A 15552-nucleotide genomic window follows, 5' to 3' on the forward strand; every position below is an offset into this window, starting at 1 on the left:
CCGGGTCTGTTTTTGATTCTGGCCGAAGGCCGTAGGAGCGAACTTGTTCGCGAAAGGAGCCGCCGCCAGACACCTATCGTTCCTCACGCTCCAGCGTGGGAATGCCTGTCGTGACGCTCCGCGTCACGAATCTGCGCCGCGCCACATATTCAGGACAGGACGCAGAGCGTCCAGAACGGCATACCCACACGGAGCACTCAACGTTATACATAAATCTTGAAGAGCCCGTGAAACGTGACTTTCCGGCTTCTGCCCGAAGTGCGTGGGAGTGACCGGGCGGCGATCCGCAATGCTCACGAATACGATGGTCCAGACGCCCCATTTTCAGGGGCTTTACCGGCCTCTTCGCGAGCAAGCTCGCTCCCACAGCCTGCGGCCAGAATCAAGAGCAGACTTGTATATGACGCTGAGCGCGGAGCATGAACACGATAGTGTTCTCGAGCATCAGCCAACAAAAAAGGCCCCGTGAGTGTCAGCTCACGGGGCCTTTGGGTGTTACGTATGCATCAGTGCCGCTTGCGGTTGGTGATCTGGGTACCTACACCGCTGTCGGTGAAGATCTCCAGCAAGACCGCGTTGGGCACTCGACCGTCGATGATGTGCGAGCTGTTGACCCCGCCCTGAACCGCTTCCAGCGCGCAACGAATCTTCGGCAGCATGCCGCCGTAGATGGTGCCATCGGCGATCAGGCCGTCGACCTGCTCGGTGGTCAGGCCGGTCAGCACTTCGCCCTGCTTGTTCATCAGGCCGGCGATGTTGGTCAGCAGAATCAGCTTCTCGGCCTTGAGGGCTTCGGCAACCTTGCCTGCGACCAGGTCGGCGTTGATGTTGTACGACTCGCCGTCCGGGCCCACACCGATAGGTGCGATGACCGGAATGAAATCCCCTTTGACCAGCATGTTGAGCAGCCCGATATTGACCCCGACCACTTCACCGACCTGACCGATGTCGATGATTTCTGGCTTGGTCATTTCCGGCGTCTGGCGCGTGACGGTGAGCTTCTTCGCACGAATCAGCTCAGCGTCCTTGCCGGTCAGACCGATCGCGCTGCCGCCATGACGGTTGATCAGGTTGACGATGTCCTTGTTGACCTGGCCGCCCAGTACCATCTCCACGACATCCATGGTTTGCGCATCGGTAACACGCATGCCGTCGATGAAGTGGCTTTCGATGGACAGGCGCTTGAGCAGATCACCGATCTGCGGGCCGCCGCCGTGAACCACCACCGGGTTGATGCCCACTGCTTTCATCAACACGATGTCGCGCGCAAAGCCGGTTTTCAGCTCTTCGCTCTCCATGGCGTTGCCGCCGTACTTGATAACCAGCGTCTTGCCGACAAAGCGGCGAATGTAAGGCAGCGCTTCGGAAAGGACCTTGGCTACATTAGAGGCGGCATCGCGTTCGAGGGTCATTCAGGGCTCCAGTCAAAAGGAAAAACAATCAAAATGGCAGGTCGAGGTCCGGCGCAACTTTCTTCAATTCTGCGTGGAACACGTCCTTGATACGCTGCAATTCGGCCTCGGTCTCGGCTTCGAAGCGTAGCACCAGTACCGGCGTGGTATTGGAAGCGCGAACCAGACCCCAGCCCTTCGGATAATCCACACGGACACCGTCGATGGTGGTCAGTTTGGCGTCGCCCCACTGTGCATCCGTCTCAAGGGCCTCGATGATGCTGAACTTGGTGACATCCGTCACCTTGATGTTGATTTCAGGCGTCGAAATATCGTTCGGGAAGGTTTCGAACAAATCTTCGGCGTTGGCCGACTCCTGGCTGAGGATCTCCAGCAGGCGTGCTGCGCTGTAGATACCGTCGTCGAAACCGAACCAGCGTTCCTTGAAGAAGATGTGGCCGCTCATTTCGCCTGCCAGCAGCGCACCGCTTTTCTTCATTTCTTTCTTGATCAGCGAGTGACCGGTTTTCCACATCACCGGACGACCGCCATGTTCGCTGATCAGCGGAGTCAGGCGGCGTGTGCATTTGACGTCGAAAATGATGTCGGCACCCGGATTGCGCTTGAGCACGTCCAGCGCGAACAGCATCAACAGGCGGTCCGGGTACACCACGTTGCCTGCGTTGGTCACGACACCGACACGGTCGCCGTCACCGTCAAAAGCCAGGCCCAGGTCGGCACCGGTTTCCTTGACCTTGGCGATCAGGTCCTGCAGGTTTTCCAGCTTGCCCGGATCCGGGTGGTGGTTAGGGAAGTTGCCGTCGACTTCCGCGAACAGGGAAATCACTTCGCAGCCCAGCGCTTCGATCAGTTGCGGAGCGATCACGCCTGCCGCGCCGTTGCCGCAGTCGACCACGACCTTCAGCTTGCGCGCCATGACGATGTCATTCTTGATCTGCTGGAAGTAGCGCTCAAGGATGTCGACCTGGGTGATGCTGCCTTTCTGCGACGTCAGGTTGTTGGTCTTGATGCGCTCGTGCAGCGCCTGGATCTGCTCGTTGGCGAGGGTGTCGCCAGCGATGACGATCTTGAAGCCGTTGTAGTCCTTCGGGTTATGGCTGCCGGTCAGCATGACGCCGGTTTTGCCGGCCAGCACGTTGGCTGCGTAATACAGCGCAGGCGTTGGCACCAGGCCCACATCGCTGACGTGGCAGCCGCTATCGTGCAGGCCTTGAATCAGTTGCTGTACCAGTTCAGGACCGGAAAGGCGACCATCGCGGCCAACGCTGACGTTGGGTTCGTTCTGCGCCAGGCTTTCGGAGCCAATGGCGCGGCCGATCCAGTAAGCCGTTTCAGCGTTGAGGGTGTCCCCGACCACGCCACGAATGTCGTAGGCACGGAAAATAGTCTCGGGAAGGTTGGGTGCCACGGATGCTGGGCTGTTCATAGCGAGGTTATGCTCCGATCTCAGGAAGTCCTGGTTTTCGTCGAGAAGGTCGATATCAAGGATATCGGTATCTTGAAACAGCGGATCGGTCCAGTCGGTGCGTGATGCAGCCACGGTGGACGAAGCACTGCCTTTGGCAATATCTGCATCGCGCTGCTCGCCTGCAGCCAGGGCAGGCGCTGCCTGAGGCTGACTACGAAGCGAGACACGAGCAAGGGCCTGAGCCAGGCCACTAAGGGCCGGGAGGCTCAAACCGAAGGGTTTGACGGCTTTTCCGCGTGAGAGTTCTTGGAGCAACTGATCCAGTTGCCGTGCGTCGGCGCAAATACGCTTCTGCAGGGCCCGCTCATTACGGTGCAAGCCAAGCAGCACGCCTGCTGCAGCGATAATCAGTGCCAGCAGCAGAAGCACCGCGGACGGAGAGGTTTTCAGGCCGGGACCGGGCGTGAATTCGAGTTTCCAGCCGGGATAACCGGTATCGAAGGCCTGGGCTTTGCCTTCATCGGCCTGACCGCGCTGCAGGAAAACCTGAGCAGGTCCGCTGCCGAACTGCTGGCTGAGCACCACTTGCCCGGCATCGGCAGGCAGCGCCGGTAAGGCATTGAGCAAACGCTGCAGATCAAAGGCCAACAGCAACGTACCCACCACAGGCTGACTGGCAGCGGCACGCACCGGCGCGGCGCTGTAGATCAACCAGCGCTCACCGACCTTGCGCGCCTCCGGGGCAACGGCCTCACCTTGTGCGGCCTTGTTGAGCATGTCCAGGGTGGCGAAGCTGACGGGCAGTGCGCCTTGCGTATCCACGTCGGCCAGCCCCTTGGGGTAAAGCCGAGCGCCTGCGAGACCGTCCCAGCGGGTGAATCGATCCTGAGCGGCCAGCAGGGCAGCGGCATCATTGCTCTGCAGCGCCTGCACAAGCGCTGCACCGGAGGCGGCCGACTGAGTGTCCGCGTTGATCTGACGCAGCGCTACACCCGCCGCTGCCGCCTGACTGCCGCCCCAGGCCTGAATAAGCTGGTCCTGTTGCTGGGGGCCGGTGGCCAGAGCCGTCCAGACCAGTGCCGCAGCAATGAGCAGGCCGATGGCGGCAGGCACCAGGCCGGGCGCGAGGCCTTTGAGGCTCGCAGCCGGAGGCGAGTTATCGGCGGGTACGGCGTGCTGTGAAGCGCTGTGCTGACTACCTTTCACCGACCTCTCCCTGAGCCTTGTCCCGAACCCGGATTATGTGCCGAATGGCGATCAATGGCTGCCGGAATGACCGAAGCCGCCAGCGCCACGCTGACTTTCGTCGAACGTTTCAACCAGCTCGAAATGCGCCTGTACGACCGGCACCAGTACCAATTGGGCGATGCGCTCGCCGACGGCGATGTTGAAAGCCGTCTGGCCGCGGTTCCAGCAGGAGACCATCAGTTCGCCTTGATAATCGGAGTCGATCAGGCCCACCAGATTGCCCAGCACGATGCCGTGTTTATGGCCCAGGCCGGAGCGCGGCAGGATCAGCGCGGCAAGGCCCGGATCGCCAATGTAAATCGACAGGCCGGTAGGGATCAGCAGGGTCTGGCCGGGCTCGAGGAGCGTGTCCTCTTTGAGCATGGCGCGCAGGTCCAGGCCAGCCGAGCCGACAGTAGCGTAGGCCGGCAGCGGGAATTCGTTGCCAATGCGAGGGTCGAGGATCTTGGCTTGTAGAGCGTGCATTCGTAGTTAAACCTGATTCATGCGGTCGGCGATAAAAGTGACCAGCTGGCGAGCGATCTTGGCCTTGCTGGTCTGGGCGAAAAGCGTTGCGTGCAACGCTCGGTCAATCACGCTGCAGGCGTTTTCCTCGCTGTTGAAGCCGATGCTCGGGTTAGCGACATCGTTGGCGACAATCAGGTCGAGGTTCTTGTCCTTGAGCTTGCGGGCAGCGTAGTCGAGCAGGTGTTCGGTCTCGGCGGCAAAGCCGACACTGAAGGGGCGATCCGGGCGGGTTGCGATGGTCGCCAGAATATCCGGATTGCGCACCATCTGCAGCAGCAAGCCGTCACCGTTTGAAGGATCTTTCTTCAATTTGTGCGGGGCAACGACTTCCGGGCGGTAGTCGGCCACGGCTGCCGAGGCGATGAACAGGTCGCAGGGGATGGCCGCCTCGCACGCTGCCAGCATGTCGCGGGCGCTGACCACGTCGATGCGCGAGACGCGATCAGGCGTAGGCAGGTTGACCGGCCCGGTGATCAGCGTGACGCGAGCGCCGGCTTCCACCGCCGCTTCGGCCAGGGCAAAGCCCATTTTTCCCGAGCTGTGGTTGGTGATGTAGCGCACCGGGTCGATGTTTTCCTGGGTCGGGCCTGCGGTGATCAGCACATGCTTGCCGGTCAGGGTAAGGCGCTGGAAGCAGTCGGCCGCGCACTGGGCCAGGTCGTCGGCCTCCAGCATGCGCCCGAAGCCGACATCGCCACACGCTTGACTGCCGGACGCCGGCCCGAACACGCGAAAATCGCGGTCTTCGAGCAGACGGGTATTGGCCTGCACCGAGGCGTCACGCCACATCGCCTGGTTCATCGCCGGGGCGATGGCGACAGTCGCGTCGGTGGCCAGCACGATGGTGGTCAGCAGGTCGTTGGCGATGCCTTGCGCCAGGCGTGCGATGAGGTCGGCGGTGGCCGGTGCGATGAGGATCAGGTCGGCCCATTTGGCCAGTTCGATATGGCCCATCGCGGCCTCGGCGGCCGGGTCGAGAAGGTCCAGGTGCACAGGGTGCCCGGACAGGGCCTGCATGGTCAGCGGGGTGATGAACTCTGCGCCGCCCCGGGTCATGACCACACGCACTTCAGCGCCCTGATCGCGCAGGCGGCGGACCAGCTCAGCGCTCTTGTAGGCCGCGATGCCGCCGCCGACGCCAAGAACGATGCGTTTTCGATACAGCCGCTGCATAGACCTGCCTTTTTGGTCGAGTGAACACACGACGGCCATGACGCCTCCCCAGGCCAGATCGTCGTGCAAAAAAGATGGGCTAAGATAGCACAGCGACCGCACCGGAACAGCGGTGCCCAATCACATGGAGGTGCTATGAGTATTCGCAGTTGGCCCGCGGCTGAACGCCCCCGGGAACGCTTGTTGGAGTTGGGGGCGGCGAGCCTTTCCGACGCCGAGTTGCTGGCTATCTTTTTACGCACCGGCGTGGCCGGAAAAAGCGCTGTAGACCTCGCGCGTCATCTGCTGAAGCAATTTGACGGGCTCAGACCGTTACTGGATGCGGATCTGTCGGTATTCACCTCGCAACTGGGGCTCGGGCCCGCCAAGTTCGCTCAGTTGCAGGCGGTCATGGAAATGGCGCGTCGGCACATGGCCGAGTCCTTGCGCCGTGAGTCAGCGCTGGAAAACCCCACCCAGGTTCGCGGCTATCTCAAGGCCTTGCTGCGGCATGAGCCGCACGAAGTCTTCGGCTGTCTGTTTCTCGATAACAAACACCGGGTCATGACCTTCGAGATATTGTTTCGCGGGACAATCAATGCGTCCTACGTGCACCCGCGCCAAGTGGTGAAGCGAGCGATGGCGCACAACGCCGCGAGCCTGATCCTATGCCACAACCATCCTTCCGGTATCACCACGCCCAGCCGTTCCGACATCGACCTGACCAAGCGCCTCAAGGAAGCACTGATGCTGGTGGATGTTCATGTGCTTGATCACGTGATCGTGGGAGACGGCGAGCCACTGTCGATGGTGGAGCGCGGGTTGATGTAGCGAGCTCTTCCCGGTCTTGAGGTGGGTCGTGCCAATGCAGGCATTGGCACGACATCACACACACAGAAGCCAAGGTCAGTCTAGCGACTTACTTGACCTGCACCTTGTAGAAATCCTGCCTGCCGAACGGGCTGACCTGATAGCCAGTGACGTCCTTGCGTACCAGAGCTGCAGCCGTCGGGTGGGCGAGGGGGAGCCACAGTGCCTGCTGTTGAATCTGTTGCTGAGCCTGGTGATACAGCTTGCTGCGCTCGGTCTGGTCACTGACTGATTTGCCGTCTGCGATCAGCTTGTCCAGTGTCTTGTCGCAATAGCGGGCGAAGTTGGTGCCCGATGTAACGGCCGCACACGAGAACTGCGGGGTCAGGAAGTTATCCGGGTCGCCATTGTCGCCCGCCCAGCCCATGAACAGCAGGTCATGCTCGCCAGCCTTGGCGCGGCGAATCAGCTCGCCCCATTCAATGATCTTGATCTCGGCATCGATGCCGATCTGTTTCAAGTCAGCCTGCAGCAATTGCGCGCCCAGGCTCGGGTTCGGGTTCAGCAGGCTTCCGGAAGGCCGCGTCCAGATGGTGGTCTTCAAGCCTTCCTTTACACCGGCCTTGGCCAGCAGCGCCTTGGCCTTGGCAACATCGTGCTGATAGCCAGGCAGGTCCTTGGCGTAACTCCAGGTGTTAGGCGGATAAGGACCATTGGCCTTTTCAGCGGTGCCTTCGAACACGGCCTTCAGGTAATTGTCCCTGTCGAACGCCAGGTTGATGGCCTGGCGAACTTCCGGCTTGTCGAACGGCGGGTGCTGGCTGTTGATCGCGACAAACGCGGTCATGAATGCTTCAGTCTTCTCGACCTTGAGCGAGTCGTCCTTGCTGGCTGCCTGAATATCCAGAGGTTTGGGCGAGAGCGCTATCTGGCACTCGTCCTGACGGATTTTCTGCAAGCGCACATTGGCGTCCGGGGTGATGGCATACACCAGTGTGTCGATATCAGACTTGCCGGCGAAGTAGTCGTCGAACGCCTCATAGCGCACCACGGCATCTTTCTGGAAGCGCTTGAAGACGAACGGCCCGGTGCCGATCGGCTGGCTGTTGAGTTTCTCCGGTGTGCCCGCTTTCAACAGCTGCGCAGTATATTCGGCTGAATAGATCGAGGCGAAACCCATGCTCAGCGTAGCCAGGAAGGTCGAGTCCGCATGGTCGAGCGTGAAGCGCACGGTGTGTGCATCAGGCGCTTCGATGCTCTTGATCAACGCGGGCAACTGCATGGACTGCGCATGCGGGAAGCCGCTCTGGGCGATCTTGTGCCATGGGTTCTGCGGGTCGAGCATGCGCTGGAAGCTGAACAGCACGTCATCCGCGCTCAGCTCGCGAGTTGGCTTGAAATAATCGGTGGTATGGAATTTCACTCCGGAGCGCAGCTTGAAGTCGTAAGTCAGGCCGTCTTTGGATACGGTCCAGCTTTCTGCCAGGCTCGGCACCAGCTTGCCGCTCTTGGCATCGAAGTCCACAAGGCGGTTCATCAGCACGTCGGCCGATGCGTTGGTGGTGGTCAGCGAGTTGTACTGTACAACGTCGAAACCCTCGGGGCTGGCTTCGGTGCAGACCACAAGGTTCGATGCCTGGGCAGCGACGGGAAGCAGGAGTGGAACGAGTAAAAAAGGGAGTGCAGCTAGGCGCATGGCGTTATTTCCTGTTCAGAAAGGGCCCCATCTGCCGGCGCAGTCTGGTGAGGGACTAACCCTAGACCATGTACTGGCGCAGAACAATCGTCATGGAGCGACGAGCGGTCGATTTGCCTGTGCCCCCGCAGTGCTTGAGCATACCGCTGCGCGAGGCGTGATCATTCGGGTCAAAGTGCTTTGCCTGTTGTTGTACCCAAGGCTTTCTGGTATAAAGCAGCGCTCTTTTCTAGGGGCCCGGTTCCTTCACTGTAGGTGTAGCCGGTAAGACCCTTAAAGAAACGCGGCGCCTGGCGCCAAATGACTGAGAGATTAAGCGGCCAACCCATGCCGGGTTGGGCATGTGGTTTTAGAGGGCTGAGGCATGTCGAGAGTATGTCAAGTTACCGGTAAGGGTCCGGTGACTGGGAATAACATTTCCCACGCAAACAACAAAACCCGTCGTCGTTTCCTGCCAAACCTGCAGCATCACCGCTTCTGGGTTGAAGGCGAGAAGCGTTTTGTTCGTCTGCGCGTATCTGCTAAAGGCATGCGTATCATCGACAAGCGTGGCATTGAAGTTGTGCTCGCTGAACTGCGTCGCGACGGCAAAATTTAAGGGAGAAAATCATGCGTGAATTGATCCGTTTGGTGTCGAGCGCTGGTACAGGCCATTTCTACACCACCGACAAGAACAAACGTACTACCCCGGATAAAATCGAAATCAAAAAATTCGATCCGGTTGTACGCAAGCACGTGATCTACAAAGAAGGCAAAATCAAGTAATTGATTCTGTCGGCTACAAAAAAACCCGCTCTGGCGGGTTTTTTTGTGCCTGCGCTCCTGGCGTCGCTGCCAGGGCGGTATTTATTTATCTGCAGCCGCCTCAAACACCACATAAATCTTGCGGCATGTTTCCAGCACCTCCCAGGTACCCTTGAAGCCTGCCGGGATCACGAAACGGTCGCCTGCGCGCAGGGTTTTCGCGTGGCCCTGCTCGTCGCGCAGGACTGAAACACCCTGCACAATCTCGCAATACTCATGCTCTGAATAATTTACCTGCCACTGCCCGGGCTCGCCATTCCAGACGCCCGCGCTCATTTGTCCGCAGGGGCTGTTGTAGTGGTTGTAGAGGGTTTGTGCCGGATCGCCCTTGAAGACCTTTTCCGGTGCAGGGCGATAGTGCTCGGCGGCGGTGCTGGCTTCACTGAAGTCGACGATGCTTTCGATGCTCATGATGGGCCCCTTGTCCTGAATGCGTTGAAGGTTTGACGTGCGTGCAGTGCGTTAGTGCCTCGGCGCGCGTGCGGAGCTGTTTAATAAAATCAACATAAAAGCACCGTAGCGGCTATTTATGTCAAATATATTGGTTTTGTCGGGCCGCTGGTTTAGGGTAACGGCCGTCCTGAAAAATTTCAGATTGTGTCTTTAATCAACCATGACACACCCACATTCAACAAGAGGAGGACATGCAAATGACCACCCTGACTCGTGCTGGCTGGGAGCAACGCGCCCAGAATTTGAAGATCGAAGGCCGTGCCTTCATTCAAGGTGAATACACCGCAGCCTCCTCCGGCGAGACGTTTGACTGCATCAGCCCGGTCGATGGCCGGATGCTTGCCAAGGTTGCCAGCTGCGACACCGCTGACGCACAACGCGCGGTCGACAGTGCGCGCAGCGCCTTCAACTCCGGTGCCTGGTCGCGACTGGCTCCGGCAAAGCGCAAGGAAACGATGATCCGTTTCGCCGAGCTGCTCAAACACAATGCCGAAGAGCTGGCGCTGCTTGAGACGCTGGACATGGGCAAGCCGATTGGCGACTCGTTCGGTGTCGACATTCCCGGTGCCGCCAGAGCCCTGAGCTGGAGCGGCGAGGCCATCGATAAGCTGTATGACGAAGTCGCGGCAACGCCTCATGACCAACTGGGCCTGGTAACGCGCGAGCCGGTGGGTGTCGTGGCCGCCATCGTACCGTGGAATTTTCCGCTGATGATGGCCTGCTGGAAGCTGGGTCCTGCGCTGTCCACCGGCAACTCGGTCATCCTCAAGCCCTCGGAAAAATCTCCGCTGACGGCCGTTCGTATCGCACAACTTGCCATTGAGGCTGGTATTCCTGCGGGCGTGCTCAACGTACTGCCTGGCTATGGCCACACCGTCGGCAAGGCACTTGCCCTGCATATGGATGTGGACACTGTGGTGTTCACCGGCTCGACCAAGATCGCCAAGCAACTGATGATCTATGCGGGCGAATCGAACATGAAGCGTGTCTGGCTGGAAGCCGGCGGCAAGAGCCCGAATATCGTCTTTGCCGACGCGCCTGATTTGCAGGCCGCCGCCAGCGCAGCCGCCAGCGCGATTGCCTTCAACCAAGGCGAAGTGTGTACCGCCGGTTCGCGCCTGCTGGTCGAGCGCTCCATCAAGGATCGCTTCCTGCCGATGGTGATCGAGGCGCTCAGTGCCTGGAAGCCCGGCAATCCGCTGGACCCTGCGACCACTGTGGGCGCGCTGGTTGATACCCAACAGATGAACACTGTTTTGTCCTATATCGAAGCAGGCCACACCGATGGCGCCAAGCTGGTTGCGGGCGGCAAGCGCATCCTGCAGGAAACCGGCGGCACCTATGTCGAGCCGACCATTTTCGATGGTGTGAACAACGCGATGAAAATCGCTCAGGAAGAAATCTTCGGCCCGGTGCTTTCGGTGCTGACGTTCGATACTGCCGAAGAGGCGATCCAGATCGCCAACGACACGCAGTATGGCCTGGCGGCTGCCGTATGGACCGCGAACATCTCCAAGGCGCACCTGACCGCCAAGGCTTTGCGCGCAGGCAGCGTATGGGTCAACCAGTACGATGGCGGCGACATGACCGCACCGTTCGGCGGCTTCAAACAGTCGGGCAACGGTCGTGACAAGTCGCTGCATGCGTTCGACAAATACACCGAGCTGAAGTCGACCTGGATCAAGCTGTAGTCATTTGCGTGTTGCTCCCAGGCTCTGCCCTCGGAGCATTGGCACGATGGGGTCTCAAGATCATCGCTCCACACGGGATTTGTACAAGGCGATGAGCGCGTAGCGCCGCGCCGGGCAGGAGCGTGGAAATGCGTTGGGGTACTTATTTTGCTGTGCTGGCGTCCGTACTGGGTGTCGGTCTGGCAATGGGCGTCAGCATGCCGCTGGTTTCATTGCGGCTGGCAGGCTGGGGCTATGGCTCGTTTGCCATTGGCATCATGGCGGCGATGCCTGCGGTGGGCGTGCTGCTCGGCGCGGCGCTGGCCAGTCGTCTGGCGGCGCGCTTCGGCACGGCCAATCTCATGCGCCTGTGCTTATGGGCCGGGGCGGTTTCGGTCGGCGCGCTGGCGCTGCTGCCGTATTACTGGATCTGGCTGGTCTTGCGCCTGACGCTTGGGGTGATTCTGACCATCGTCTTCGTGCTGGGTGAAAGCTGGATCAATCAGTTGGTCATCGAGCGCCTTCGCGGGCGTCTGGTGGCGCTGTATGGCAGCACCTACGCATTGAGCCAACTGGCAGGTCCGTTGCTGCTGGGCGTGATCGGCACCCAGGCCGACTATGGTTTCTGGATTGGCGTAGCGCTGCTGGTCGGCTCACCGTTTCTGCTGCTGGGGCGTACCGGTGCGCCATCGACCGAATCCTGCAACGTGACGTTTGCCGATCTGTCCGGCTTCTGTCGCGGCATGCCTGCCATAGCCTGGGCGGTCGCCCTGTTCGCTGCGTTCGAAGCGCTGATCCTCACCCTGTTGCCGCTGTACTGCATACGCCACGGCTTCACCCCGGAAATCGCCCTGATCATGGTCAGCGTGGTGGTGGTCGGTGACGCACTGCTGCAACTGCCGATCGGCATGCTCGCCGACCGCATTTCACGTCGCGCGATGTTCACCGGCTGCGCCGCCTTGCTGCTGGCGTCCAGCCTGCTGGTGCCATTGCTGATCGACACTGTTCTGATCTGGCCGCTTTGGACCGTGTTCGGTGCCAGTGCCGGCGGGCTGTTTACCCTCTCGCTGATTCTGATCGGCGAACGCTATCGCGATGACTCGCTGGTCCGCGCCAACGCGCATGTTGCGCAACTGTGGGGCATCGGCTGTCTGCTCGGCCCGTTGATAGCCGGCGCGGGCACCCAGTGGGTCAGCGGTGAGGCCTTGCCGCTGATGATGGCTGCAGGTGCCTTGGGCCTGTTGATACTGATCCGGCGACGCGGGGCGTTCGGGGATGCGCAGGCTGCGCCCGCCTAAAGCATTCTTTCCAGGCCGATGGCGCGGCTCATCCATGCGTTGAAACGTCGCCACCAGTCGCCCGGTTCGGTATGCAGGGTGTGGAGCTGGCCGTTGTCTTCGGTTACCCACACCACTTTGCCGTCCTCCAGCCGCGCTTCGTAGGTGAGCGACGGGGCCATGCCCTGCAAGGTCAGTTCGCGCAGTTGTTCGGCCAGCTGCGGGCTGTCGACCAATACGCCCACTTCGGTATTCCACAGCACAGAGCGCGGGTCGAAGTTGAATGAGCCGACAAAGACTTTCTGTCGATCGAAGATCATCGCCTTGCTGTGCAGGCTTGATTCGGAACTGACCAGAGAATGGCTTTTCTTGAACAGATGCGGACCGCTGCCGCGCATCGTCTCGGTATCGCCAGGCTGCCGGCGCAGCTCGAACAGCTTCACGCCATGCTCCAGCAGTGCCTTGCGGTACGGCGCATAGCCGCCATGCACGGCAGGCACGTCGGTGGCTTCCAGAGAGTTGGTCAGCAGGCTGACATTGACGCCGGCATCGGCCCGGCCGGTCAAGTACAGCAAGCCTTCCTGGCCGGGTACAAAGTAGGCCGAGATCAGCATCAGTTCCTTGTGAGTGTTCAGCAGTTCAGGCGCCAGTTGCGTGGTCAGCAGCAGGTGCGGGTCAGGCTCGCCCTGCGCCAGTACCTTGGTCGGTGCGTCCCACAGCGCCTGGTTGTATGCCCAGACCAGCTCGTTAAGCCAGGTTTTCATGCGCGGCTGGGTCTTATAGGCCATCAGTCGCTCGTACAGCGCCTTGTGCTGCTGATGCGCCTGCTCCAGAGAATCATCCAGCTTGCGCCGGGCCTCGGCCAGATCCTCGCCGTCGGGCAGGAAATAGATGAATTCACCGATAGGCTTGCTGAGCGTGCTGTTCCAGTACTGGTCGAAGCTGTGGCCGAGCTGCTCGGCCACCGGCCCCACGCTGAGCATGTCGATATCGGTGAAGTTCAGGTTCGGCTCGGCATCGAAGTATTCATCGCCCAGGTTGCGCCCGCCGACGATGGCCACACTGCTGTCGGCCAGCCATAGCTTGTTGTGCATGCGCCGGTGCTGGCGCGACAGGTTCATCAGGCGCCCGAGGCTGCGGGTGATGCCGGTCTCGCGCCCCAGGTTTTGCGGATTGAACAGGCGAATCTGAATGTTCGGGTGAGCGGCGAGGGTGGCGATGGCCTGATCCAGGCCGTCGCTGGTGGTGTCGTCCAGCAGGATGCGCACACGAACGCCACGGTCTGCCGCCTTGAGCAGCTCATCGATCAGGGCGCGCGTGCTCAGGCCGTCATGGACGATGTAATACTGCAGATCAAGGCTGCTTTTGGCGTTGCGGATCAGTTCGGCGCGAGCCTTGAAAGCGTCACTGCTGTCAGGCAGCAGACGAAAGCCCGAACGTCCCTCGTGCGGCACGGCCATGGCCTGGATCGAGCGGCCGAACGCGGAGCCTGAAGACGGCATGGCCTGGCTTGGCTCACTGGTGACCTGTTGATGCGCACAACCGCTGACGCACAACGCAACCAGCAAGCAAAAGGGCAAGGCCCATGAGTTATTCAAATTGATCTTCCGCGTCTGGACATGGCTCGACTTGGCGATATGACCCACAAAACCGGGAAAGATTTGCCCGCATCAGTCAGTTTGCGCATTCAGTAGGGCAATTGTCTCGCCCACGATACGCACAGCATTCTCGATTTCGCGGTTGGGTTTGGCCGCGAAGTTCATGCGCATGCAGTTACGGTACTTGCCCGATGCCGAAAAGATACTCCCCACCGCGATCTGCACACCCTTGCCCAGCAAGGCGCGGTTCAGGCGCAGGGTGTCGAAACCTTCGGCCAGTTCCACCCACAGCATGAAGCCGCCTTGTGGCCGGCTGGCGCGGGTGCCCTCGGGAAAGTAGCGCATCACCCAGTCGATCATCTGATCTCGGCTGCGCTGGTATTGGCTACGCATGCGTCGTACGTGAGGCTCGTAATGGCCGCCTTCGATGAAATCGGCGATGGCCAATTGTGGCTGCGGGGCGGTCGAGCCGGTGCCGATGTATTTCATGTGCAGCACCTGCTCCAGATAACGGCCCGGCGCTACCCAGCCGATCCGCAGCCCCGGTGCCAATGTCTTGGAGAACGAGCTGCACAGCAGGACGCGACCGTCCTCGTCGAAGGATTTGATGGTGCGCGGGCGAGGGTAGTTATAGGCCAGGTCGCCATACACATCATCCTCGATGATCGCCACGTCGAAGCGCTGCGCCAGGGTCAGCAGTGCCCGCTTGCGTGCTTCGGGCATGACATAACCCAGCGGGTTGTTGCAGTTGGGCGTCAGCTGAATGACCTTGATCGGCCATTGCTCCAGCGCCAGTTCCAGCGCTTCGAGGCTGATGCCGGTCAACGGGTCGGTAGGGATTTCCATGGCTTTCATGCCCACGCCCTTTAGCGTCTGCATGGCGCCGAAGAAGCTTGGCGAGTCCACCGCCACGATGTCCCCCGGCGAGCAGATGGCCCGGACACTGGCTGACAGGGCTTCATGACAGCCATTGGTGACGATCAGGTCATTGGCGGTCAGGTTGCAGCCCGAGTCGAGCATCAGCCTGGCAATCTGCTCGCGCAGCCTGCGCACGCCATAGATGTTGTCGTAATACAGGCCCGGCATGTCCTGATGGCGACTCAACTGACTCAGCGCGCGCATCAGCGGCTTCAGGGTCGGGCTGGTGACATCCGGCATGCCGCGCCCCAGTTGCGTGACGGCTTCAAGAGGGGCCACGCGAATCAGGTCCAGCACCTGATCCCATTGAGAGATATCCACAGGCCGCTGCACAGGCCTGCCGACCGCTGGCAGTGCAGGGGCTTTTCGGCTGACCGAGACGAAATAGCCGGATTTGGGTTTCGGCGCGGCCAGCCCATTGTCTTCCAGTACCCGATACGCCTGCTGCACGGTACTCAGGCTGACACCATGTTCGACGCTCAACGCGCGGACCGAGGGCAGGCGGTCGCCGGGGCGGTAGAAGCCGTTTTCGATGCGCGAGCCGAGCAGTTCGGCGAGGTTGACGTAGAGCGTCATGGCGTACTCTCAGGAAGTGGCTG

Annotated in this window: 13 protein-coding genes; 5 read left to right on the plus strand and 8 right to left on the minus strand. The window is 60.5% G+C overall.

What is annotated here, in order from left to right; all coding sequences use genetic code 11:
* Positions 1-506: 506 nt before the first annotated feature.
* Genes argB through coaBC form a run of 4 tightly spaced genes read right to left on the minus strand, consistent with a single transcriptional unit; the run spans position 507 to position 5748 of the window.
* Positions 507-1412, minus strand: a complete 906-nt coding sequence (gene argB / locus JOE29_RS23595; RefSeq protein ID WP_003344438.1) for an acetylglutamate kinase — start codon at positions 1410-1412, stop codon at positions 507-509.
* 28 nt (positions 1413-1440) lie between these two features.
* Entirely contained in the window at positions 1441-4026 is a 2586-nt protein-coding gene (locus JOE29_RS25680; RefSeq protein WP_044312698.1) for a phosphomannomutase/phosphoglucomutase, read from the minus strand.
* Positions 4027-4077: 51 nt separating this feature from the next.
* Positions 4078-4533, minus strand: a complete 456-nt coding sequence (gene dut / locus JOE29_RS23605; protein ID WP_003313999.1) for a dUTP diphosphatase — start codon at positions 4531-4533, stop codon at positions 4078-4080.
* A gap of 6 nt (positions 4534-4539) precedes the next feature.
* Complete coding sequence (gene coaBC, locus JOE29_RS23610) at positions 4540-5748, minus strand: bifunctional phosphopantothenoylcysteine decarboxylase/phosphopantothenate--cysteine ligase CoaBC (protein ID WP_024959761.1); 1209 nt, start codon at positions 5746-5748, stop codon at positions 4540-4542.
* A 135-nt stretch (positions 5749-5883) separates the two neighbouring features.
* On the opposite strand from coaBC, the gene radC reads away from it, so the two are divergent.
* Positions 5884-6558: a DNA repair protein RadC gene (radC, locus tag JOE29_RS23615; RefSeq protein WP_003392593.1), complete on the plus strand. Its 675-nt coding sequence runs from the start codon at positions 5884-5886 to the stop codon at positions 6556-6558.
* Positions 6559-6646: 88 nt separating this feature from the next.
* Here the strand turns inward: radC and JOE29_RS23620 are convergent, their stop codons facing one another.
* On the minus strand, positions 6647-8233 hold the full coding sequence (locus JOE29_RS23620; RefSeq protein ID WP_210079916.1) for an ABC transporter substrate-binding protein: 1587 nt from the start codon (positions 8231-8233) through the stop codon (positions 6647-6649).
* Between the two features lie 364 nt (positions 8234-8597).
* Between JOE29_RS23620 and rpmB the strand changes: the two genes are divergently transcribed.
* Together rpmB and rpmG are read left to right on the plus strand one after the other, a co-directional pair.
* Positions 8598-8831, plus strand: a complete 234-nt coding sequence (gene rpmB, locus JOE29_RS23625; RefSeq protein ID WP_002551514.1) for a 50S ribosomal protein L28 — start codon at positions 8598-8600, stop codon at positions 8829-8831.
* 11 nt (positions 8832-8842) lie between these two features.
* Positions 8843-8998 (plus strand): 50S ribosomal protein L33, encoded by a 156-nt coding sequence (gene rpmG / locus JOE29_RS23630; RefSeq protein WP_002551515.1) that lies wholly within the window; start codon positions 8843-8845, stop codon positions 8996-8998.
* Between the two features lie 81 nt (positions 8999-9079).
* Here rpmG and JOE29_RS23635 read toward each other — a convergent pair whose 3' ends face one another.
* A complete protein-coding gene (locus tag JOE29_RS23635) occupies positions 9080-9448 on the minus strand; it encodes a cupin domain-containing protein (RefSeq protein WP_003403970.1) in 369 nt (122 codons plus the stop codon).
* 239 nt (positions 9449-9687) lie between these two features.
* On the opposite strand from JOE29_RS23635, the gene JOE29_RS23640 reads away from it, so the two are divergent.
* On the plus strand, positions 9688-11181 hold the full coding sequence (locus JOE29_RS23640; protein WP_210079917.1) for an aldehyde dehydrogenase: 1494 nt from the start codon (positions 9688-9690) through the stop codon (positions 11179-11181).
* Positions 11182-11309: 128 nt separating this feature from the next.
* On the plus strand, positions 11310-12458 hold the full coding sequence (locus tag JOE29_RS23645) for an MFS transporter (protein WP_210079918.1): 1149 nt from the start codon (positions 11310-11312) through the stop codon (positions 12456-12458).
* Here the strand turns inward: JOE29_RS23645 and JOE29_RS23650 are convergent.
* Positions 12455-14035, minus strand: a complete 1581-nt coding sequence (locus tag JOE29_RS23650; protein WP_210079919.1) for a phospholipase D family protein — start codon at positions 14033-14035, stop codon at positions 12455-12457. The genes JOE29_RS23645 and JOE29_RS23650 overlap by 4 nt on opposite strands.
* Positions 14036-14107: 72 nt before the next feature.
* Positions 14108-15529 carry a PLP-dependent aminotransferase family protein gene (locus JOE29_RS23655; protein WP_003414024.1) on the minus strand — a complete coding sequence of 474 codons (1422 nt, stop codon included), beginning with the start codon at positions 15527-15529 and terminating at the stop codon, positions 14108-14110.
* Positions 15530-15552 lie beyond the last annotated feature (23 nt).

It is taken from the genome of Pseudomonas sp. PvP009 (assembly GCF_017832995.1).
Lineage (GTDB): Bacteria > Pseudomonadota > Gammaproteobacteria > Pseudomonadales > Pseudomonadaceae > Aquipseudomonas > Aquipseudomonas syringae.

Coding starts and splice junctions, on each gene's coding strand:
- argB (WP_003344438.1), bottom strand. CDS start 1,412: ATGACCCTCGAACGCGATGCCGCCTCTAATGTAGCCAAGGTCCTTTCC.
- dut (WP_003313999.1), bottom strand. CDS start 4,533: ATGCACGCTCTACAAGCCAAGATCCTCGACCCTCGCATTGGCAACGAA.
- coaBC (WP_024959761.1), bottom strand. CDS start 5,748: ATGCAGCGGCTGTATCGAAAACGCATCGTTCTTGGCGTCGGCGGCGGC.
- radC (WP_003392593.1), top strand. CDS start 5,884: ATGAGTATTCGCAGTTGGCCCGCGGCTGAACGCCCCCGGGAACGCTTG.
- JOE29_RS23620 (WP_210079916.1), bottom strand. CDS start 8,233: ATGCGCCTAGCTGCACTCCCTTTTTTACTCGTTCCACTCCTGCTTCCC.
- rpmB (WP_002551514.1), top strand. CDS start 8,598: ATGTCGAGAGTATGTCAAGTTACCGGTAAGGGTCCGGTGACTGGGAAT.
- rpmG (WP_002551515.1), top strand. CDS start 8,843: ATGCGTGAATTGATCCGTTTGGTGTCGAGCGCTGGTACAGGCCATTTC.
- JOE29_RS23635 (WP_003403970.1), bottom strand. CDS start 9,448: ATGAGCATCGAAAGCATCGTCGACTTCAGTGAAGCCAGCACCGCCGCC.
- JOE29_RS23640 (WP_210079917.1), top strand. CDS start 9,688: ATGACCACCCTGACTCGTGCTGGCTGGGAGCAACGCGCCCAGAATTTG.
- JOE29_RS23645 (WP_210079918.1), top strand. CDS start 11,310: ATGCGTTGGGGTACTTATTTTGCTGTGCTGGCGTCCGTACTGGGTGTC.
- JOE29_RS23655 (WP_003414024.1), bottom strand. CDS start 15,529: ATGACGCTCTACGTCAACCTCGCCGAACTGCTCGGCTCGCGCATCGAA.